The sequence below is a fragment of the uncultured Flavobacterium sp. genome, assembly GCF_963974175.1.
In the GTDB taxonomy this organism is placed as follows: Bacteria; Bacteroidota; Bacteroidia; order Flavobacteriales; family Flavobacteriaceae; genus Flavobacterium.
Genome location: NZ_CAXBBR010000001.1, coordinates 324392 through 346327, shown reverse-complemented (window position 1 = coordinate 346327; position 21936 = coordinate 324392). Strand labels below are relative to the sequence as shown.

20 protein-coding genes are annotated in these 21936 nt (G+C 34.3%); 7 read left to right on the top strand and 13 right to left on the bottom strand.

The annotated features are described in order from the left end of the window. Window positions 1-109: 109 nt before the first annotated feature. The gene (locus AAC069_RS01530) at window positions 110-952 is read right to left on the bottom strand and encodes a transglutaminase family protein (RefSeq protein WP_339918765.1); all 843 of its coding nucleotides are present in this window, start codon (window positions 950-952) and stop codon (window positions 110-112) included. Window positions 953-1035: 83 nt separating this feature from the next. Between AAC069_RS01530 and AAC069_RS01525 the strand changes: the two genes are divergently transcribed. The 5 genes from AAC069_RS01525 to AAC069_RS01505 all read left to right on the top strand — a co-directional run bounded on the left by AAC069_RS01525 (window position 1036) and on the right by AAC069_RS01505 (window position 7800). Continuing rightward, window positions 1036-3618 carry a circularly permuted type 2 ATP-grasp protein gene (locus AAC069_RS01525; protein WP_339918764.1) on the top strand — a complete coding sequence of 861 codons (2583 nt, stop codon included), beginning with the start codon at window positions 1036-1038 and terminating at the stop codon, window positions 3616-3618. After that, complete coding sequence (locus AAC069_RS01520) at window positions 3608-4477, top strand: transglutaminase family protein (RefSeq protein WP_339918763.1); 870 nt, start codon at window positions 3608-3610, stop codon at window positions 4475-4477. The genes AAC069_RS01525 and AAC069_RS01520 overlap by 11 nt, the downstream gene beginning before the upstream one ends. A gap of 117 nt (window positions 4478-4594) precedes the next feature. Then, complete coding sequence (locus AAC069_RS01515; RefSeq protein WP_339918762.1) at window positions 4595-5425, top strand: ATP cone domain-containing protein; 831 nt, start codon at window positions 4595-4597, stop codon at window positions 5423-5425. 41 nt (window positions 5426-5466) lie between these two features. Then, complete coding sequence (locus AAC069_RS01510) at window positions 5467-6822, top strand: MBL fold metallo-hydrolase (RefSeq protein WP_339918761.1); 1356 nt, start codon at window positions 5467-5469, stop codon at window positions 6820-6822. A 294-nt stretch (window positions 6823-7116) separates the two neighbouring features. Continuing rightward, window positions 7117-7800: a VTT domain-containing protein gene (locus tag AAC069_RS01505; RefSeq protein ID WP_339918760.1), complete on the top strand. Its 684-nt coding sequence runs from the start codon at window positions 7117-7119 to the stop codon at window positions 7798-7800. A gap of 347 nt (window positions 7801-8147) precedes the next feature. On the opposite strand, the gene groL is transcribed toward AAC069_RS01505, so the two are convergent. The 7 genes from groL to miaB all read right to left on the bottom strand — a co-directional run bounded on the left by groL (window position 8148) and on the right by miaB (window position 14854). After that, on the bottom strand, window positions 8148-9776 hold the full coding sequence (gene groL / locus AAC069_RS01500; RefSeq protein ID WP_339918759.1) for a chaperonin GroEL: 1629 nt from the start codon (window positions 9774-9776) through the stop codon (window positions 8148-8150). A 75-nt stretch (window positions 9777-9851) separates the two neighbouring features. After that, the gene (locus tag AAC069_RS01495; protein ID WP_074721502.1) at window positions 9852-10127 is read right to left on the bottom strand and encodes a co-chaperone GroES; all 276 of its coding nucleotides are present in this window, start codon (window positions 10125-10127) and stop codon (window positions 9852-9854) included. A gap of 131 nt (window positions 10128-10258) precedes the next feature. Then, window positions 10259-10585, bottom strand: coding sequence for a preprotein translocase subunit SecG (secG, locus tag AAC069_RS01490; RefSeq protein WP_339918758.1), 327 nt, complete (start codon window positions 10583-10585; stop codon window positions 10259-10261). 3 nt (window positions 10586-10588) lie between these two features. Next, on the bottom strand, window positions 10589-11440 hold the full coding sequence (locus AAC069_RS01485; protein ID WP_339918757.1) for a tetratricopeptide repeat protein: 852 nt from the start codon (window positions 11438-11440) through the stop codon (window positions 10589-10591). 41 nt (window positions 11441-11481) lie between these two features. Next, on the bottom strand, window positions 11482-11985 hold the full coding sequence (locus tag AAC069_RS01480; RefSeq protein ID WP_339918756.1) for an LptE family protein: 504 nt from the start codon (window positions 11983-11985) through the stop codon (window positions 11482-11484). A gap of 77 nt (window positions 11986-12062) precedes the next feature. Further along, window positions 12063-13322, bottom strand: coding sequence for a sigma-54 dependent transcriptional regulator (locus tag AAC069_RS01475; RefSeq protein WP_339918755.1), 1260 nt, complete (start codon window positions 13320-13322; stop codon window positions 12063-12065). Between the two features lie 86 nt (window positions 13323-13408). Next, complete coding sequence (gene miaB, locus AAC069_RS01470) at window positions 13409-14854, bottom strand: tRNA (N6-isopentenyl adenosine(37)-C2)-methylthiotransferase MiaB (RefSeq protein WP_339919016.1); 1446 nt, start codon at window positions 14852-14854, stop codon at window positions 13409-13411. A 559-nt stretch (window positions 14855-15413) separates the two neighbouring features. Between miaB and AAC069_RS01465 the strand changes: the two genes are divergently transcribed. Then, window positions 15414-15644 carry a hypothetical protein gene (locus tag AAC069_RS01465; RefSeq protein WP_339918754.1) on the top strand — a complete coding sequence of 77 codons (231 nt, stop codon included), beginning with the start codon at window positions 15414-15416 and terminating at the stop codon, window positions 15642-15644. 219 nt (window positions 15645-15863) lie between these two features. On the opposite strand, the gene AAC069_RS01460 is transcribed toward AAC069_RS01465, so the two are convergent. From AAC069_RS01460 to AAC069_RS01440, 5 genes are all read right to left on the bottom strand, one after another. Next, on the bottom strand, window positions 15864-15995 hold the full coding sequence (locus tag AAC069_RS01460; protein WP_339918753.1) for a hypothetical protein: 132 nt from the start codon (window positions 15993-15995) through the stop codon (window positions 15864-15866). Between the two features lie 240 nt (window positions 15996-16235). Next, the gene (locus tag AAC069_RS01455; protein WP_339918752.1) at window positions 16236-17027 is read right to left on the bottom strand and encodes a hypothetical protein; all 792 of its coding nucleotides are present in this window, start codon (window positions 17025-17027) and stop codon (window positions 16236-16238) included. 26 nt (window positions 17028-17053) lie between these two features. Further along, window positions 17054-17782 (bottom strand): MIP/aquaporin family protein, encoded by a 729-nt coding sequence (locus AAC069_RS01450; protein WP_339918751.1) that lies wholly within the window; start codon window positions 17780-17782, stop codon window positions 17054-17056. 28 nt (window positions 17783-17810) lie between these two features. After that, complete coding sequence (gene glpK, locus AAC069_RS01445; protein ID WP_339918750.1) at window positions 17811-19307, bottom strand: glycerol kinase GlpK; 1497 nt, start codon at window positions 19305-19307, stop codon at window positions 17811-17813. A 39-nt stretch (window positions 19308-19346) separates the two neighbouring features. Continuing rightward, window positions 19347-20930 (bottom strand): glycerol-3-phosphate dehydrogenase/oxidase, encoded by a 1584-nt coding sequence (locus AAC069_RS01440; protein ID WP_339918749.1) that lies wholly within the window; start codon window positions 20928-20930, stop codon window positions 19347-19349. A 154-nt stretch (window positions 20931-21084) separates the two neighbouring features. Here AAC069_RS01440 and AAC069_RS01435 point away from each other — a divergent pair, with 154 nt between their 5' ends. Beyond that, the gene (locus AAC069_RS01435) at window positions 21085-21858 is read left to right on the top strand and encodes a DeoR/GlpR family DNA-binding transcription regulator (protein ID WP_339918748.1); all 774 of its coding nucleotides are present in this window, start codon (window positions 21085-21087) and stop codon (window positions 21856-21858) included. Window positions 21859-21936 lie beyond the last annotated feature (78 nt).

Genomic DNA, 21936 nt, shown 5'->3' with positions numbered 1-21936 from the left:
TTAATAAAAAAATATGTCATTAATATAGGTTCGGATAAGATATAAAAACATATAGGAAAATGAAAGTTTAGACACTATAAAATTATGGATACTATAAATTAAGTCCTTTTTAATAAGAAATAAAAAAGTCATCAGAGGCATACATCGGAATTAAATCTCCATTTAAATTTTCACATTCAATATTCATATATGTACAAGAAGCATTTCCAAAAAGACTTGCAACGGCAACTTCTGAACCGTCTTTTCCATGAGCGATTTTAACTAAACTACTTAAATTTGATAAGCGAGTGGGATCAAAAATGATCCATTGTCCACCTATATAAACCTCAAAACAAGCATGAATATCTGGCGGATTAATATTTGTTGCATAGCATGTAAAATATCTTGCAGGAATGTTTAACGCTCTACATAGAGCAATTCCAAGATGAGCAAAATCTTTACAAACACCTTCTCGCTGGTTCAATGTGTCATAAGCGGATGTGCTTGCGTCAGTTGTCCCTGGTACATAGTCGACATTATTAAATATCCAATCATTTACCGCAACTGCTTTTTCAATATCAGATTGTAGATATCCAAAAAGTTTAAAAGCCAAGTTCATTAATTTATCAGAAGGGCAAAGTCTACTTGGAGATAAATAAGGCACGATTTTATTATCTAAATCAAAAATAGAAGTGTTTTTAAACAATGTTTTTTTGCTTACTGTTTTATATTTAACGTCTATTTCCCCTTGATAACATACTTGAAATGGTACAAATTCATTGGCTTGAACTGTAATGAATCTAATTTTTGAATCCGGTAAAGAGAATTCTTTAAAAGGTAGATTAGGTGCTATTTCAAGAGATTCTGAAATGATCTTTTGGTTGTAAGAATTTCCTAAAGCTTGAATGTTAAAAATGCATGTGCTTGACGTATATACATCGTAGAAAAGGTCTGCTTTGATTCTAAATCTCATTGGACAAAAGTACTGTATATTAGAATATAACATGATGAATTTGTTAAAAAAAACTGTAAATTCGCGCCTTATAAAAATCGTGCATGAATACACCTATATCTTTTTTAGACTCCTATAAAAAAACAATTAATTCCTACGATGAGGTTATTAATAAAAGTGGAGAAGTAAAACCCTATTGGGCGACTATTTTTGCGGCTTTAGAAGCTGTAGGTGTGGAGGAATTAGGGGTCAGAAATAGAGAAATCATTAATAAACTCAAGGAGAATGGAGTTACTTATAATGTGTATGATTCAGAAAATGAATTAGTTCGACCATGGAAATTAGATCCTATTCCTTTTGTAATTCATCAATCTGAATGGGCGGCAATTGAAAAGGGACTTATTCAAAGAGCCAATTTACTCGATTTGATTTACAAGGATATTTATGGGGAGCAGCTATTAATTAAAAATAATATTATTCCAGCGGAGTTAGTTTTTAATAATTCAGGATTTTTAAGACCTTGTTTTGATATACAACAAAAGGAATTTCACCAACTTTCACTTTTAGCATGTGATATAGCTAGGGGGCCAGACGGTAAAATGTGGTTGTTGGATAATCGTGTTCAATCCCCTTCAGGATCAGGATATGCTTTGGAGAATAGAATTGTTATGGCAAATGTTTTTCCGCAACTTAATAAAAATATTCACCGTGGTAAATTAGGTCCGTATTTTAGTGAATTGCAAAAAACAGTTGGGAAACTTAGTACTAACGTTGAAAATCCAAATGTGGTTTTTTTATCGCCTGGAGCAGGAAACGAAACTTATTTTGAACATGTTTATCTTTCTTCGTATTTAGGATTTAAATTAGTAGAAGGAAGCGATTTACTAGTTCGAGAAGGATTTGTTTGGTTAAAAACGATTGACCAATTAGAACGTGTGGATGTAATTATAAAGCGTATTGATGACCAGTGGTGTGATCCTTTAGAACTTAATAAAAATTCACTACTAGGAATTCCAGGACTGTTACAAGTAATGCGTTTAGGAAATGTTACGGTAATTAATCCTCCGGGAATTTCAGTTTTAGAAAATCATGGATTGATGGCATTTATTCAAAATGCTTGTAAATTTTTATTGAAAGAGCCGCTAATCATGAACTCCACGGCTACTTGGTGGTGCGGGCAAACTAAGGAATTAATTTATGTTTTGAATAATTTACCAAAATTAATTATTAAGAAAACTAATAGAGATTTAGGTTTTAAATCTGTTTACGGAAGAAAATTAAATAAAGAACAATTGAAGGATCTCAAAGCTACTATTTTGAGCAATCCAAAAGAATATGTGGCTCAAGAGGAAGTGAGTTTATCAACTACGCCTTCTTTAATTGACGGGAAAATTCTCCCTAGATTAGCTGTAATTCGGGCTTTTTTAATTTCTGATGGTAGCAATTATAAAGTGATGAAAGGTGGGCTTACTCGTAGTTCAGTTGTCGAAGATAAGTTTCAAATTTCGAATCAATTTGGAGGAATTTCAAAAGATACCTGGATTATTTCTGATAATCTAGAAGAATTAGAAGAGCCGCAAGAGCGGCAAGAAGATATTATAGAAATTAAAAAAAATAATCCCATTTCTATTAGTACGGCTTTGACGAGTAGAAATGCTGAAAATTTATTTTGGGTAGGAAGGTTGTCTGAAAGAACATTGGTGTTAACTAGTTTCTTGAAAATAATTTTTAATCGATTAAACGAAAATGTAAGTAGTCATGGAAAAAAACAACCTGAATTTTTAGTCGTTTTGCTTAAAGCGGTTACACATCTTACACAAACTTATCCTGGCTTTGTAGGTGAAGATGGAGAGGAAGATGAGACTGTTTTTGAAAAACCCCTAGCGGAATTGATTCCATTGATTAATGATTCCAAAAAGGAAGGGTCGCTAACTTATAATGTGCAGTCGCTTTTATATACTATCAATCATATCAGTGAAAAATGGAATAACGATACTAAAGGAATTATATATTTAATAGAAGAAAGTTTAGTTAGTTTAAAAGCGTCTAATGAACAAAACATTAGTCAAACTACTCACGGCCTTGATAAATTATATATAAGGCTAATGGCATTTTATGGTAATACTTACGAAACGTTACCAAGAGAAAATGGTTTTTATCTGTTTGAAGCTGGAAAGAATATTGAGCGATTTTTATCGCTTGTTTCAGTCATTCAAACTTTATTTTGTTTTAAAAGAAGTGAAGAGGTAGAACAGCTTTTATTAGAATCTGTTTTAGAAAATCATAACTTATTAGCTCAGTATCGGAGTAATTATAAATCACAATTAAATTTAGTTACAGTTCTAAACATGTTGTTTTTAGAGAAAAATTCGCCTTATACGCTTGCTTATATTTTAGATACGCTTTCATATAATATTTCTAATTTACCAAAAAAATCAGAATTCAACCAATTGAGTATTACTGAAAAGAAGGTATTAGAAGCAAGTACAATAATTAAATTAATTGACCCTGAGGAATTAGAACAAGCTGACGAAAATAATTTTAGAAAGACATTAGATAGCACTATCAACAACGTTTCTGAATTAATTTCATCGGTAACTAGTAGCTTGTCTAGTTTGTATTTTAATCATTCAGTGATGCAACTTTCATTTTTAGCCACAGACAAAGATAATTCTGATGAAATATAAATTAGTACATAAAACGACCTATACCTACATAGATTCAATTCATAACTATCAATGTATTGTTTGTTTACATCCGATAAGTTCAGAAAGGCAAAATTGTGAAGATTTTAAATTGACAATAGAGCCTAATCCTCAAAATTTATATGCTCGAAAAGATTATTTTGGCAACACCCAATATTATTTTTCTATTTTAAAACCACATAAAGTTTTACAAGTTATTTCCACCAGTATTGTTGAGGTTTTTACGCCAAAAATAGTAGTAGCTAATGCAATTACGTGTGCTGAGGCACTAAATTTGTTTGACACTAAGTTGGTATTGAAGAATGAATTGTTACAATTTCAACTTCCAAGTCCTTTCATTTTTTGGGATGAAGAAATAAAACTTTTTGCCCAAACTTGCTTGGCTCCCAATGAATCGCTTTATGAATCAATTGCTAAATTGTCTGAAAAAATATTTACAGAGTTTGAATTTAGCTCAGGAGCAACTACAATAAACACACCATTAAATGAAGTTTTAAAACTCCGAAAAGGAGTTTGCCAAGATTTTACCCATTTAATGATTGCTTGTGTTAGAAGCTTAGGATTTGCCGCTCGCTACGTAAGTGGTTATCTAGAAACTCTTCCTCCAAAAGGTAAAGTGAAGTTGCAAGGTTCTGATGCTTCTCATGCATGGGTTTCTGTTTATGTACCTGAAATGGGCTGGTGTGAATTTGATCCTACAAATAATATAATATCAGGTGAACGCCATATTGTTACTGCCTATGGTCGAGATTACTCCGATATTTCTCCATTAAAAGGAATTATTTTTAGTTCAGGAGAACATAAGATAAAGGTGGAAGTTGATGTGATTCCAATTTTATAATTAAATTATTTATTTTTAATTATCTATCCATGCTTTTGTAATATAAAGCTCAATATTCGATTTGTTTTGCGTACCTTTAAGTAGGCTTAGTTATTTAACAATCAGTATTTTGTATGTATGAAGATAATTAAACATTCCGGTGATATTGTTGATTTTGACCCTGAGAAGCTCAGAAAGTCGCTGATGAAATCTGGTGCAGACGATTTGGTAGTTGAGGATATCTTGCGTAAAATTAGCAAGGAAATCTACGACGGAATTTCAACAAAAAAAATATACAAACGCGCTTTCGTTTTGCTAAAAAAGGAGGCGAACTCACATGCAGCCCGATATAATTTAAGGTCGGGGTTAGAGTTGTTGGGGCCTGCCGGTTTTTTCTTCGAAAAATATATCGCTCGACTTTTTGATGCTGAAGGCTATCACACAACCACCAATTTAACTTTGCCTGGCAAATGTGTTTCTCATGAAATTGATGTATTGATTAAGAAAGGCGATGCGCTAGAAATGGTTGAATGTAAATTTCATTCTGCTAGAGAAACGAAGTCTGACGTCAAAGTTTCCTTGTATGTTTTTTCGAGATTTAATGATTTGAAAGAAAGAAAACAGATCGTCTTCTCAAAAAACGAAACGATTTCAAAATGCTGGATAGTAACTAATAATCGATTTACGTCTGATGCGGTAGATTATGCAAAATGTTCGGGTATGAATTTATTGAGTTGGGATTATCCGAAAGGTAATAATTTGAAAACTAAAAATGATATTGATTGTCTTTATCCTGTGACCTGTCTTACTACATTGTCTTTGGCAGAAAAAGATAAATTGTTAATATTGGATGTAATCTTGGCAAAAGAACTAATAAATAATTCAGAACATTTGGATAAAATTGGTTTGAGCGCTAATAGGATTAAAAATGTTTTAAAAGAAGTAAGAGAGTTAGTCAGATGTATTTAAAATAAATATTGGTTTGATTTTTTAACCTTAATAACTGGGTCATGAAAGTAAAATTTATTGGAGCGGCAGGAACCGTAACAGGTTCAAAAACATTAATTGAAAGCAATGGAGTGCGTATTCTGATAGATTGCGGACTATTTCAGGGGATAAAGCCTTTGCGGGAACTGAATTGGCAGCCTTTGCCGGTTTTAGCTTCTTCTATTGACTTTGTTCTTCTTACGCATGGGCATTTAGATCATTGCGGTTGGTTGCCGAGATTAGTGGATCAAGGTTTTAAAGGTAAAATATATTGTTCAGGACCTACAAAAGAAATTGCTGAGCTTATTCTTTTGGATAGTGGTAAGATTCAGGAAGAAGAAGCTGAAAGAGCAAACAAAGAAAAATATTCTAAACACGAAGTGGCAGAGCCGCTGTATAATGTAGAACAAGCAAGAAAAGTTTTTCCACATTTCAGAGTCATTAATGCAAATGAGTCCGTGCCCTTAGATGCTGAAATTTCGGCTGTTTTTGTCAATGCGGGACATATAATTGGAGCATGTAGTATTGAGTTAACGATCGAAAATAAAACATTAGTTTTTTCAGGTGACATTGGTCGAGATAACGACGTTTTAATGTATCCGCCCACAAAACCAAAAAAAGCAGATTATGTCTTTCTGGAAAGTACCTATGGAGATCGAATTCATCCTGATACTGATCCTAAGTTAGAATTAGAAACGTATATTAATAATACGTTCAAGAAGGGAGGTACGGTCTTTATACCAAGCTTTGCAGTGGAGCGTGCACAAATGATCATGTATTTGCTTTGGCAACTCAAAGAAGAAGGTAAAATCCCTGACATGCCTTATATTGTAGATTCGCCTATGGGAGTGAGTGCTTTCGACATTTTTTTTGAAAATAGAAAGTGGCATAAGGTATCTTTAGAAGATTGTATAGCGATAAATAAAATGTTTACCATGATTACTGATTATAAGGAAACGATTGATACGATCTATAATAAACGACCAAAAGTAGTTATCGCCGCAAGCGGAATGGTAACTGGCGGAAGGATTTTGAGTTATTTAGAACGCTACATCAGTGTACCTGAGACTACCGTAATTATTGTTGGTTATCAAGCAGAAGGAACCAGAGGAAGGAAATTACTAGAAGGAGCTAAAGAGGTCAAGATTTATGGGAAATATTATCCCGTTGAAGCAAATATTCTAGAAATAGAAGGACTGTCAGCTCATGCAGATCAAAAAGGGCTGCTCAACTGGCTTTCAGAATTGGAAAACAAACCTATAAAAGTATTCTTAGTTCATGGTGAAAACCAGCCTGCAGATGAACTTCGAATAAAAATAAAAGAGGTTTACGGATTTGATTGTTCTGTGCCTTTAATGGGACAGGAATTCGAGCTCTAAATTTTGCATTGATGTAATTTAGAACAAAAGCCCATAGAGAAATCTTTGGGCTTTTGTTTTGGAGATAATTCCGAGTGTTTTTTACCTAAAAAAAAGAGAATACGAACGTGTTAATTCCAAACTTCTGTGGCCAAAAATATTTAATTAATAAAAGCGATAACTAATTACAGGACTAAGCCATTTCAAATGGTCGTTTAAGCGTTAATTAAACTTTAAAATTATGCAATAAATTGTGGTTAATATAATTTATACCTACTTTCACGCATTAATAATTTAAGCGTTAAACCCCAAAGAATGAATAGTTTTGATTGGAAGAATTTAATAGACCCGCTTTTTTACATTCACTTTGATGTAAATGGAGTAAAACTAGGTATTTATATTGTGTTATTTATCATCTTTGCTGAAACAGGCCTGTTTGCTGGGTTCTTTTTACCGGGTGATAGTTTGCTTTTTTTGGCGGGAATTTATAATAGAGAGTTAATAGAAAATGTACTTTTTATAAGTAGTGATTTTATTAATGTAGTGATTTTATCAACTTCTGTTGCAATCGCTGGTATTTTAGGTAATATAGTGGGATATTGGTTTGGGTCTAAAAGTGGATATTATCTATATAATAAAAAGGATACTTTTTGGTTTAAGAAAAAATATCTTGTCCAATCCAAAGACTTCTTCGAAAGACATGGAGGTAGAGCTATTATTTTTGCCAGATTCTTACCTATATTCAGAACCTTTGCTCCAATTGTAGCGGGGATTGTAACTATGGATAAAAAGAAGTTCATGTTTTATAATGTCGTAAGTTCATTTCTGTGGTCCTTTACATTGATTTTTGCAGGTCATTACTTATATGGGTTTTTACTCGAGAACTATCAAATAGATTTAAAGAACCATATTGAATTGATAATTATTGGTTTAGTGGTATTAACACTTTCTCCTGTACTGCTTAAATTGGCTAAAAAAAGTACAGTAGCTGAGGAATAAAAAGATATATACAAAACGAAGCGTCAGTAGTGTTCTTCATATAGTGATATAAATAAGAAATCCGTCCCGTTATTAAACAGGGCGGATTTTTTTATGTAAACGTTTTGATATTACATGGTTCTGGTTAATCGATACCTATTTGTAGTCCGTTGCAGTTTTCTTCTTTAATATCAGTTAAAGCACATTCATTGGTTAATATCATTGTAATAACTGAGGTAGGATTTTATAATGCTATACGTATTGCTTTTTTAGAATTAATATTCCGGATTTCAGTATATCAGTATAAATGAAAAATCCGTTCTGTAATTAAACAGAACGGATTTTTATATATAAAATGGTTTGAGATATTACATCATTCCCGGCATACCGCCACCCATTGGCATTCCGCCTCCGTTTTCTTCTTTAATATCAATCAAAGCACATTCAGTAGTCAAAATCATTCCGGCAACTGAAGCAGCGTTTTCAAGCGCTACACGTGTTACTTTTTTAGGATCGATAATTCCAGCTTTCAGCATATCTACATATTCGTCCGTTTTAGCGTTGTAACCAAAATCGCCTTTTCCTTCGGCTACTTTTGCAACAACAACAGAACCTTCAAGACCTGCATTTTCAACAATGGTTCTTAATGGAGATTCAACTGCACGAGATACAATTTGTATTCCTGTTGCCTCATCTGCATTGTCAGCTTTTATAGTGCTTAATACATTTTTAGCTCTTAATAATGCAACACCACCACCAGCAACAATTCCTTCTTCTACAGCTGCGCGCGTTGCGTGAAGTGCATCGTCAACTCTATCTTTTTTCTCTTTCATTTCTACTTCAGAAGCAGCACCAACATAAAGAACAGCAACTCCACCAGCTAATTTAGCTAAACGCTCCTGTAATTTTTCTTTGTCATAATCAGAAGTTGTAGCTTCCATTTGACCTTTAATTTGGTTTACACGGTTTTTAATCATGTCAGCTTCACCAGCACCACTTACAATTGTAGAGTTGTCTTTGTCGATAGTTACTTTTTTAGCAGTACCTAACATTTCTAAAGTAGTATTTTCAAGAGTATATCCTCTTTCTTCAGAGATTACAGTTCCTCCAGTTAAGATAGCGATATCTTCAAGCATCGCTTTTCTTCTGTCTCCAAAACCAGGTGCTTTTACAGCAGCGATTTTTAAGGCTCCACGTAATTTATTTACGACCAATGTTGATAGTGCTTCACCATCTACATCTTCAGCAATAATTAATAATGGTTTCCCAGATTGAGCAACTGGCTCAAGAACTGGTAATAATTCTTTTAGAGAAGAAACCTTTTTGTCGTATAACAAGATATAAGGATTCTCTAACTCTACTTCCATTTTTTCAGAATTGGTAACAAAATAGGGTGAAAGATATCCTCTGTCAAATTGCATTCCTTCAACAACATCTACATAGGTATCTGTTCCTTTTGCTTCTTCAACGGTGATAACACCTTCTTTTCCTACTTTTGCGAAAGCAGTAGCAATTAATTCACCAATTACTTCGTCGTTATTTGCAGAAATAGAAGCGATTTGTTTGATTTTGTCTGAATCAGTACCTACAACTTTTGATTGTTTTGCTAAGTCAGCAACAATAGCTTCTACTGCTTTATCGATACCGCGTTTCAAATCCATTGGATTTGCTCCTGCAGCAACATTTTTTAATCCTTCTTTTACAATTGCTTGCGCTAAAACAGTTGCAGTTGTAGTTCCATCTCCAGCCAAATCATTGGTTTTTGACGCTACTTCTTTTACCATTTGAGCTCCCATGTTTTCTAACGGGTCTTTCAATTCAATTTCTTTAGCTACAGTAACTCCATCTTTTGTTACTGTTGGTCCACCAAATGATTTTCCAATAATTACATTACGACCTTTTGGCCCTAGTGTAACTTTAACTGCATTTGCTAACGCATCAACGCCACGTTTTAGTCCGTCACGTGCTTCTATATCAAATTTTATATCTTTTGCCATTTCTTTTATTTTGTTTAAATTTTTTGAAGAGACAAGTTACTACTTGTCTGTATTATTTTAGATTTATTTCTGCAATTATATTATTGCAAGAATATCATCTTCTCTCATTATCAAATAATCTTTACCTTCTAATTTCAATTCAGTTCCAGCATATTTTCCGTAAAGAACGCTATCTCCAACTTTTACAGTCATTGTATGTTCTTTTGTACCATTCCCAACTGCAACAACAGTTCCTTTTTGTGGTTTCTCTTTAGCAGTATCTGGAATAAAAATCCCTGACGCAGTTTTAGTTTCAGCAGCTACTGGTTCTATAAGAACGCGGTCAGAAAGTGGTTTAATGTTTAAAGCCATGATTTTATTTTTTAATTATATTAGTGTGTATTGAAAGTCAGAAATTATGCCACCCTTATTAAACTGACATAATTTCTTATAAAAAATGCCAGCTTTGACAGGCTGGCATTTTTTATAATATATGTGATGAATTATTTTGTAGCTGGTACGTCTTGTATCGGTGTAGCAGGTGCAACTGGAGCTGCAGTTTCTGTGTTGTCAATAATTTTAGAATCCGTATCGCTTAATGTTCCTGTGAAGCTTAAACTTGATAATAATATTAATGCGATAAGTATTGTAGCCAATGTCCAAGTACTTTTATCTAAAAAGTCAGTTGTTTTTTGTACCCCACCTAACATTTGAGAACCACCTATTGTAGATGATAATCCACCACCTTTAGGGTTTTGAACCATTATTACTACAATCAATAGAAAACAAACTATTGTTATTAAAACTAAAAAAATTGAAAATGTGCTCATTGTTTAATTATTATTTTGTTGTAAAATCTTAATATCCGCTATACGGTCTGCAAAGAAACTACTTTTTTCTGGATATTTCAAAATTAATATTTCATAAGCTTGAATCGCTTTTTGATATTTTTTTTGTTCTAAATATACCCTGGCTAAAGTTTCAGTCATTAGTGAAGAATGATCGTCCTTATTTATATCAATTCGAATCGTAGATGCTACTCCATGTTTAACGGGGGAGATCTTTGGGCTGGTTTCAATAAACTTATCGATTAATGCGGCTTTTTTCTTTTGACCTTCGTTTTGTGGTGTTGGTTTTGGAACGTTTATTTTTTCGTTACCCCTGTCGATAGGCTGTGTTCTGGATAGTTGAAGCCATTCTTGGAAAGAATGTTGCTCGTTCTTAGAAAAATCTAATGGCGTACCGATGGCTAGTTTCTCTTCAGTAGAATTTAAATCAGTGTTTAAGTCAACAGTAGAGGATTCTTTTATAGAGGTTAGAATAGATTGTTCTAATGTATTCTTTTTAGGCTCTATTTTCTCTTCAAAGGTGATTATTTCGCCGTCTATGACATCGATGTCCAAAAGTTCAAGCGCTTTTTTATCATACAATTCTTTTTGAATAGCGATAAAACTGTCTGAAGTTATGAAGTCAAACAATACCGTTCTGTCGGTTGTATGTGCAGCAGTAACTTTTAAAACAAAATTATACTTAAAACTATTTTGGTTGTATAGTCCTTTTAATCGCAAAGCTCTTGCACTTTGAAAAAAAGGAAATTCATCCAATACTTTTTCTAAAGCTAAAGTTTGCACCTCAGAAATAGTGTTTGGTTTATTGATTAAGGTTGTATAAGCAGTTACGTTCATTTTTAGGTTTCAGATTTTTTAAATCGAATAGCAAAGTGTGATTACCATTTTGCGAGAGATTCATTAAATATGTCTTGCGTGATTCTTTCATAAATCACTTTAATGGCACTGTTTAAAGTGGAGCCAGAAAGTTGTTGGGCAGCTGGATAATCGTAAAAGAATTCAAACGTTTTTTCGAAATTATCGACTTCCTTCTTTTTATTAGTAAATCTTACGTTTACTCTAATTTTTAAGCGGTTTTGAGAAGCTTGTTGATCTGCGGTCGCTGTCATTGGACTTATTCTGTAATCGACAATCTCTCCTTCATAAATTAAATCTCCTCCACTTTTTACTAAATTTAGATTAGTTTGATTCATGATGATATCTTGCAAGGCAAGTGTAAATGTCCTGTCAATTCCAGGTTCAATCAACTCTGCATTGTTTTGAAAAAAGTTAACCTGGAATGTTTTTGCATCGATCTTCCCGGTTCCCGTGAAGTTGTACACGGAACAACCGCTTAAAATAAATAACGAAAATAGAGCTAGTAAAGAATATATTTTTTTCATATTTATTATTGAAAATTTCAATTTTACCAAATATACTAATTTGGATTGTAGAATTGATTTTTGACGTTTTATTTGTGTTACAAATCGAATTGTTTGATTTTCCTATACAAGGTCCTTTCCGAAATCCCTAACTCATCAGCTGCTGCTTTTCTTTTTCCTTTGTTTTTTTCTAATGACTTTTTAATCATTTCGATTTCCTTTTGTTCTAATCTCAATACTTCTTCTTCCTCTTCTACAGTTTCTGCGAAGGTATAATTATCGTCATTCTCTTGATAGTTTCCTTCATTGCTTTGGCTGGAGATCAATGCGGTTCTTGGTTCTTCTTCAAAGTCGATTTCGTTATCATTCTCTTTAGATCCGTATATTTTTGTAATCAGGTTTTTATTGGTTTCCTGAACTTTAGAACTACCATTTTCCATCAATTCTAAAGTAAGTTTTTTTAGATCATGCAAATCACTTTTCATGTCAAAAAGTACTTTGTATAAAATTTCTCTTTCGTTGCTAAAATCGCTCTCGTTTTTTTTATCTTTTATAACAGAAGGTAAATTACTGCCTTCAGAAGGTAAATATGATTGTAAAACAGCAGCAGTAATATCACGATTGGTTTCCAGAACAGAAACTTGTTCAGCAACATTTCGCAGCTGACGTATGTTTCCGCTCCAGCGAAATTTTTGTAATACTTGCACTGCACCTTCGTCTAGTTTTAATGGTGGCATTTTGTATTTGAAGGCAAAATCAGCAGCAAATTTTCTGAATAATAAATGAATATCATCTTTTCTGTCTCGTAATGGAGGTAGTAGAATATCAACGGTACTTAAACGATAATATAAGTCTTCTCTAAACTTTCCTTTTTCGATAGCATCAAATAAATTGACATTGGTAGCTGCTACGATTCTTACATCTGTTTTTTGAACCTGAGAAGAACCAACTTTCATAAATTCGCCATTTTCTAGAATACGAAGTAATCGAACTTGGGTTGTTAATGGGAGTTCACCTACTTCATCAAGAAAAATAGTTCCGCCATCTGCTACTTCAAAATAGCCCTCACGAGTACTTGTTGCTCCTGTAAAAGCACCTTTCTCATGACCAAAAAGCTCACTGTCAATTGTTCCTTCTGGTATAGCGCCACAGTTTACAGCTATGTACTTCCCGTGTTTTCTGTGCGAAAGGGAATGTATAATTTTTGGAATGCTTTCTTTTCCAACACCACTTTCACCTACAACCAATACTGAAATGTCAGTAGGCGCAACCTGAATGGCCTTTTCTATTGCACGATTAAGTTTCGGGTCATTACCGATAATCTCAAATCGTTGTTTTATAGCTTGAACTGTATCCATGTTCTATATTGTTTAAAGTTGTTTTTGTTTAAAGTTTAAAGTCGGCCAATTGAGGAAAACTTTAAACCTTAAACTGTACACTTTTTTTAATTCATTTCGCTAAATCCCACAGCTTCCCCTTTCAAAGTTCCGCTAGTACAAGATGTTATTTTTACATTTACAAAGTCACCAATAGCGTACGTTTCTTTCGGGAAAACTACTGTGATACTTTGTGAGTTTCTTCCAGAAAATTCTTCAGTAGATTTTTTCGAAACTTTCTCCACTAAAACCTCTACGGTTTGTCCGATAAATTCCTCAGAGCGAGACCAGGCATGTTTTTGTTGTAAGTCTACAATTTCTTGTAATCTTCTAGCTTTGGTTTCATCGGTAACATCGTCTTCCATTTTTCTTCCTGCCAATGTTCCAGGTCTTTCAGAGTAGGAATACATATAGCCAAAGTTATATCTTACATACTCCATTAAGCTCAAGGTGTCTTGATGGTCTTCTTCTGTTTCCGTTGGGAAACCGGCAATCATATCTTGTGATATGGATCCGTTTGGAATAATAGATCTGATTTTATCAATTAATGTCATGTATTCTTCGCGGGTATGCAAACGGTTCATCTCCTTCAAGATTCTATTACTTCCTGATTGAACGGGTAGATGAATGTGTTTACATATATTTGGATGTTTTGCAATTACGTGCAAAACACTTTCGTGCATGTCTTGTGGATTAGAAGTAGAAAAACGAATTCTCATTTTTGGAAATCCAACAGCCACCATTTCTAATAATTGATCAAAATCAACTGCGGTTGCTTTTTGCATTTCAGAAGCGGTTGCGAAATCTTTTTTTAATCCACCTCCGTACCAAAGATAACTGTCCACATTTTGCCCAAGAAGTGTAATTTCCTTAAAACCTTTGTCCCATAAGTCCTGAATTTCCTTCATTATACTTTGAGGTTCACGACTGCGCTCGCGTCCGCGGGTGAAAGGTACTACACAAAAAGTGCACATATTGTCACAACCGCGAGTGATAGAAACTAAAGCAGTAATGCCATTACTCATCAAGCGAACCGGTGAAATATCACCATAGGTTTCGTCTTTCGACAAAATCACATTGATTGCGTCACGTCCTTCTTCAACTTCTGCTAATAAATTAGGGAGGTCTTTGTAGGCATCAGGCCCCACAACAAGATCCACAATTTTTTCTTCTTCCAGAAACTGACTTTTCAATCGTTCTGCCATACAACCTAGAACCCCAACTTTCATTTTCGGGTTTATGCGTTTCACTGCATTGTATTTCTCTAATCTTTTTCTAACTGTCTGTTCAGCTTTATCACGAATGGAACAAGTATTTACTAGAACTAAATCGGCTTCTTCTAGAACTTGAGTAGTATTGTATCCGTTAACTGATAGTATCGAAGCTACAATTTCGCTGTCCGAAAAATTCATCGCACAACCGTAGCTTTCTATAAATAGTTTTTTAGTATTCTCGGGTTTGTTTTCCAGTACAAGACTTTCGCCTTGTTTGCTTTCTTCAATTATCTTTTCCATCATATTTTTTCAAGGCACAAAGATAAGGCAATTGCAATAGATGTGACAAGATGTCAGATAAAGATTTAACAATGTTTTTGGTTTTTATTTGTAATGCGGTTTAAGATTATAGTATGGAGCTGTTTCCAGCTTTGCGTTACAATCTTTTATCTTGTTTTTTTAACAAAATAAAAGTATTCGCACTTTAAACGAAGTTTGCTGAATCCTTAAAAAAGTAAATGTATTGTGAAGTAGTTCGGGCTAGAGAAATATATTTAGATAGCCTTGAATAAAACAGCCTGTACCTGAATATTTATAACAATTAGCTAAGTCCCATTATTAAAACTAGAATAAAAATCCGATGACTAATTTAAAGTAAAGTGTTTTTCATTGACTTAGATAGGGAGCGTTTTTTAGACTTTACTAGTTATTGATATATTCATGTTTTTAATTAAAAAAATATGAATTATACAACTATTATAGATAATTTTGTAATGTTTTCGTAAAGAATCAGTGTTATATTTGTGATATATAAACGGTTAGCGTTCTGTTATAGCGTTAGTTAAAAAAATAATTCGACATGAAACAGTTATTAAATTTCGGCGGAATTTCAAAAAAGTATTTAGCGATAGGCACATTTTTCTTTTTTCAAAGTATTGTTTGGGCCCAGGAAGATCAAACAATAGATGTGAATTTGAATGTGGATGGTGGTCAGAGTGATTGGTATGCGGAGCCATGGGTTATGGTGGTAGGAGCAGCGGTGTTTATAATAATAATAGTTGCGTTACTAAGGGGTAAGAGTAGCAAGTAACTCCTTGATGCTTTTTTGTAGTAATTAGATTATTCAAGTAAATACAGGTGTAAATAGCTCCTCAAACGCTGCGTTTATGCCTGTTTGTATTTTATGTAGCGATGAATACTAATACATAAAAAGGACAGGATTTCCATCGCGATATTTCATTTCTTATTGATATCCCTTTTACAAAAAGCCATTAGCTAATTTTTTAAAGGAGTCTAATTGACTTTGTTGTCAAGTTGAATCAGGACTTAATTCTTTGATCGATAAATTACATACTTTTTCAGAAGGTAGCCGGCAATTTGCCACGTGATCGTCATGATCTGGATTCATTTTCTTTCTCATTTCGTTTTTTTTACTTTTCATTGTACGTATTTTAAAGATATCAGTTGGATAAAGATGTAAATGATTTTTCCTGCCTATTGTATTTATTGTTTCTATTAAAGGGAATGTTTTTATTTTTCGATCTTTTATCAGGTCATAGCAACAAAATAGGAGCGTGTTCTCTTCGGTAAGGTTTACGACTCGAGAAAGTTTTAGATGAAAAAAGTCCCTTTTATTTCTAAAAGAGAGTTTTGACTACAAAATTAAATACAATAGTAAAGTTTAAAATAGGTTCACATCTAGTTGAATTCTTGCAATTTTATTAGCGGGATTCCACATTGCAGTTGCCGAAACGGGTAGTTGATAATGAAATATTTCAATGTTTTTAGTGACTGTCATACCTGCATTTACGATGTCAAAATCACTTTGCGCTTTGTTGGTATATAAGTGCTTACTTCCATTAATAGGAAAAGCAGCCCCCATAAATACATTTAGATTTACTTTTTGATCTCTAATCAACGGATAACTTAATTCTACATAGGTAGAGTTTCTATTACGATAGTCATTGCTATTATTAAGTTCGCGATCGTTTAAGCCACTATATAATAATACATCAGCTTCAATGCGTAAAGGAAAGGTTTCTGGGAAACGATAGGAAGTTCTTAAATCAATGATGTGTGTGGTAGTAAGTTTGTCGTAGTTAAATACTCTTGGCGTGGTGATTCCTGTTGTGTTAAATAGATCCCATAAACCGATGGAGAAATTATTTTTTTGGTATTGAACGAAATAATTTATTTCAGTGTATTTTCCATCAAATCCTGCTCCTCCCCATAGTCCAACTGTAAAGTTTTGTTCTTTGTCTAAGGCATAATGAATGTATCCAGTAGCGGTCATCCCATCATTAATAACTAGTCCTCTCCATAAATGGCTGGTTCTAAGGTTAACATTAAAGTCTAATCGAGATTTTTTTATTTCTTCTTTAGAGGTAAGTATTGTGTCTGAAACTGTTGTTTTTTGAGCGTATCCAGCTAACCCTGTAAGTGAGATTACAGCGGCAATTATAAATTTCTTCATTTTATTTTAATTTATTAGGAGCGGTTTTAACTAAGCATTAGATAACATAATGCTGCAAGGCTAGATCCTATTATCGGACCTACAATTGGTACCCAGGCGTAGCTCCAGTCGCTATTCCCTTTTAGAAGTATGGAATGTACAATTCTGGGGCCTAAGTCTCTAGCAGGATTGATCGCGTATCCGGTAGTGCCTCCTAAACTTAGTCCAATCGCCCATACTAAAATAGCAACAGGTAAAGCTCCTATTGATCCTAATCCTATTTTGGCGTCAGCCGCAGCTGCAATGTGTACATCTGGTCCTGCGAGGTAAAAAATCACAAAAATAAGAACGAAGGTACCTATGATTTCGCTAATTAAATTAGAAGTGTAGTTTCTAATAGCCGGACCTGTACTAAAACAAGCTAATTTTCCAGCTTCATCTTCGGTTGCTGCAAAATGATCTTTGTGCGAAAGCCAAACTAAGAAAGCGCCTAACATAGCTCCAATCATTTGAGCGACAATGTAAGGGACTACTTGGCTCCAGGCAAATTTGCCTACAAATGCTAGTCCGAGTGTTACTATAGGGTTTAAATGGGCGCCGCTTATAGGGCCTGCCACTGCTACCCCAACAAAAACGGCAAATGCCCATGCTGCGGTAATTACAATCCATCCTGAATTATTTCCTTTGGTGTCTTTAAGAACTACGTTTGCAACTACTCCATTACCTAATAAGATAAGGAGCATTGTGCCTATTATTTCTGCTATAAATGGTGTCATTTTTCAGTGTTTTTTTTATGATTTGCAATTAGTCTTCAATCCAGTTTCCAACACGTCCAACTGCTTTATCCCAGTTTTTTACTAGTTCATCTACTTCCACTTTAGGCATTTCTGGAGAAAATTCTCGATCAATGGACCATTGTTGTTGTAGTTCGTCTACACTTTTCCAGTAGCCTACGGCCAGTCCTGCTAGGTAGGCAGCGCCTAATGCCGTTGTTTCTAGCGTTTTAGGTCTGATTACTTTAAAGCCGAATAAATCTGATTGAAATTGCATCAGTAAATTATTAACAGCGGCTCCGCCATCCACTCTCAGTTCTGTCCCTTTCTTGCCAAAATCTGCTTCCATCGCTTTTACTAAATCATACACTTGATAAGCAATTCCTTCTAGCGTTGCTCGCGCTATATGTGCGTTTGTAGTTCCTCTGGTAATACCTAGAATCGCTCCTCTGGCATATTGGTCCCAATATGGAGCGCCCAATCCTGTCAAAGCAGGCACAAAATAAACACCACCGTTGTCTGGAACACTCGATGCTAGGGCTTCGATGTCCTCGGCTGAATCAATCATCTTTGCACCGTCTCGCAACCATTGTACTGCCGCTCCTCCTACAAAAACACTTCCTTCTAAGGCATAAGTTATTTTGCCGTTAATTTTCCAAGCGATTGTAGTTAGTAAATTATTTTTAGAATAAACAGGTTTGTCGCCAGTATTCATTAGCATAAAGCAACCGGTTCCGTAGGTGTTTTTAACCATTCCGGGTTTAGTGCATAATTGTCCAAAAAGTGCTGCCTGTTGATCTCCTGCGACACCTGCAATTGGGATTTTTGTCGAAAATAGCGTAGTACAGGTTTCTCCATATATTTCACTGCTTTGTTTCACTTCGGGAAGCATAGCTCTTGGTATATTAAATAATTCAAGTAATTCAGTATCCCATTCTAATGTGTGAATGTTTAATAATAAGGTTCTGCTTGCATTAGAGACGTCGGTCATGAACATTTTGCCTCGTGTTAGTTTCCAGATTAACCAAGTGTCTACAGTTCCGAAGCATAGCTTTCCTTGCTCTGCTTTTTCTCTAGCACCTGGGACATTGTCTAAAATCCATTTTACTTTTGTTCCCGAAAAATAAGCGTCTAAAACTAGTCCTGTCTTTTTTTGAATCATCTCTGCATGGCCGGCTGCTTTTAATTCGTCACAATATTTTGCTGTTCGGCGATCTTGCCAAACAATGGCATTGTATAAAGGTTCGCTTGTTTCTCGATCCCAAACTATTGTTGTTTCGCGTTGATTGGTAATTCCAATTGCAGCTATTTCCTTTCCTGAAATTCCTGTTTTTGCGATTACTTCTGCAGCGCAACTAATCTGAGAAGACCAAATCTCATTAGGATCATGTTCTACCCATCCCGGTTTAGGGAATATCTGTTCAAAAGGTTTTTGAGAAATACTTACAATTTCTCCGTCATGGTTAAAGACGATTGCCCTAGAAGATGTTGTTCCTTGGTCTAGGGTCAAGATTAATTTGTTTTTCATGGTTGTTATATAGTGGTTAGTATTATACAGAAGGGGTAATTAATTTGATTTAAATTCGGTTAAAAGAAACCCGTTTGCGAGTGTTTTAAATTGAGCGATTTGCTGTTCGACCCAAGTATCATCGTGTCCCAGTTCTTTTGCAAGTAGTTTTGCAACTTTGTCTGAAGCTTCAATAGCTGCACGAGCATCTAAGAACAAAAGACGCACTCTTCTCGATAGGACATCATCTATGGTTCTAGCCATCTCGTTTCGTATAGCCCATACTACTTCGGCAAGAGTATAGTCGTAATTTGGGTGTAGCTTTTCTTTTAATTTTGGTTCTTGGTTTTGGAGTTCTATTATTTTAGGAATATCAGTTCCGTAAATGTATAAATGGTTTTTACGATCAAGAGTAGTGCTTATTATGTTTCCGTGAATGGGTATATGTTCTGTTTTACATTCTTTTTTAGGTAAATGACGAACTGTGATTGCTTTGTCAATAATGTCTTCGGCAATTTTTCTGTAAGTTGTCCATTTGCCTCCAGTAATTGTGATTAATCCTGTTTCTGAAACAATTATTTTATGGCTTCTAGAAACTTCTTTCGTGCTTTTTCCTTCTTTTTCTGGTGCTGCAAGAGGTCTGAGTCCAGCAAAAACAGATAATACATCTGCGCGAGTAGGTTTTTTCGCCAAGAATCTTTGCGCAGTTTCAAGTACAAATTCAATTTCTTTTTCTAATGCTATAGGTTCTAAACTATGACTTTTTATTAAAGTGTCTGTTGTTCCCACAACAATTTTATCATGCCATGGTACCGCAAATAAAACTCTTCCGTCACTTGTTTTAGGAATCATCAATGCGTGATCACTAGGTAAGAATGATTTGTCAAAAACAAGGTGGATTCCTTGGCTTGGTACAATGTATTTTTTGTAAACAGTATCGTTTAGCTTCATTATTGCATTGGTGAATACACCAGTTGCATTTATAACGGCTTTTCCTTTTAAGTCGAATAATTCTCCTGTTTCTTGATTTTTAACCTGAACTCCAGTAACTTGATTGTTGCTGTCTTTTAGTAAATTAACAACCTTAGTATAGTTTAAAAGGCAAGCGCCGTGTTCTACTGCGGTTTGAGCGATATTAATAGCTAAACGCGAATCGTCAAATTGACCGTCTTGATAGATGACGCCACTAATTAATCCTTTTTGTTCAATTGTAGGAAGTAGTTCAATTGTTTTTTTCTTCGAAATATATTTAGATTTCCCCAAGCTTAATTTACCTGCAAGCATGTCATAGATGGTAAGACCTAAGGTGTAGAAATAACCACCCCACCAGTTGTAGTTAGGAATAACGAAAGATTGATTTTTAACAAGATGCCCAGCGTTTTGTGCCATTAAGCCTCTCTCTTTAAGTGCTTCTCTAACAAGAGATATGTCACCTTGTTCAAGATAACGTACGCCACCATGAACTAATTTAGTACTTCTACTAGAAGTTCCTTTAGCAAAATCTACTGCTTCAACCAAAATAGTTTTGTACCCTCTGCTGGCAGCATCAAGTGCAGTACCAAGTCCGCTAGCGCCTCCACCAATGATGATTACATCCCATTCTGGAGTTTGTTTTAGTTTTGTTAATTGTTCAGATAGTTTCATTGTGTGTAATGTTTATTGTTTTTTAGTTCCGTATGCTTTCGAATTACAAACATAGTGAAATTAAACGAAACCAAATTAAACTAAATGAAATTTATTAATGAAATTTATTTTTGTATCTTTAAATGCTACCAATATTAAATAATTACGAGTTATTATGACTATAATCAATAGAAGACAAGAGGATATACTTAAGGAGTTAGATCAAAAAGGATATGTGAATGTGGTAGATTTGTGTGAAACGCATAATGTTTCAACCGTAACCATACGAAAGGACTTAAATTTTTTGGAAAACGAAAAGCTTTTGCATCGTACGCATGGAGGAGCTAGCAAGCAGCCTATTTATGCTTTTGAAAGAGATGTAAGTGACAAGGAGGCTTTACAGGTAGAGCAGAAAAAGCAAATTGCCTTAGAAGCATTAAAGTATATAAGTAACAACGATTATATCATATTAGGTTCGGGTTCTAATATTCATTATTTGTCTCGAATTATTACAGGGTTTAATAAGCTGACAGTACTTACGCCGTCATTAAAGGTTTCATTGGAACTATGTAAAGAGCCAAGTATTGATACAATTCAGTTAGGCGGAGATATTCGAAACAGTTCCACTTCTGCAGTTGGACCTATTGCTGAGGCTATTTTAGGGCAATTTTCTTGTAATAAATTGTTTTTAGGAACTGATGGGGTTCATTTAGAGTTCGGTCTAAGTACGTCAAATGCACTTGAAGCACATCTAAATCAGGCAATGATAGAAGTCGCTGAAAAAGTTATAGTTCTGGCTGATTCAACAAAAATGAATATTAGGGGTTTTGGTAAAATATGTAATTTAAACAAAATAGACGTCTTGATTACTGATGATGGGATTGATCCCGAAACTAAAACGAAGCTCGAAGAAATAGGTATAAATGTAGTTGTAACAGCTAAGCTGTAATTTTATTTTTTGAATTAAGACCTTTTTAGTAATCTGAATTCCAATGTTTAGGGACTAAATGTTTCGGTTGTATTTGAA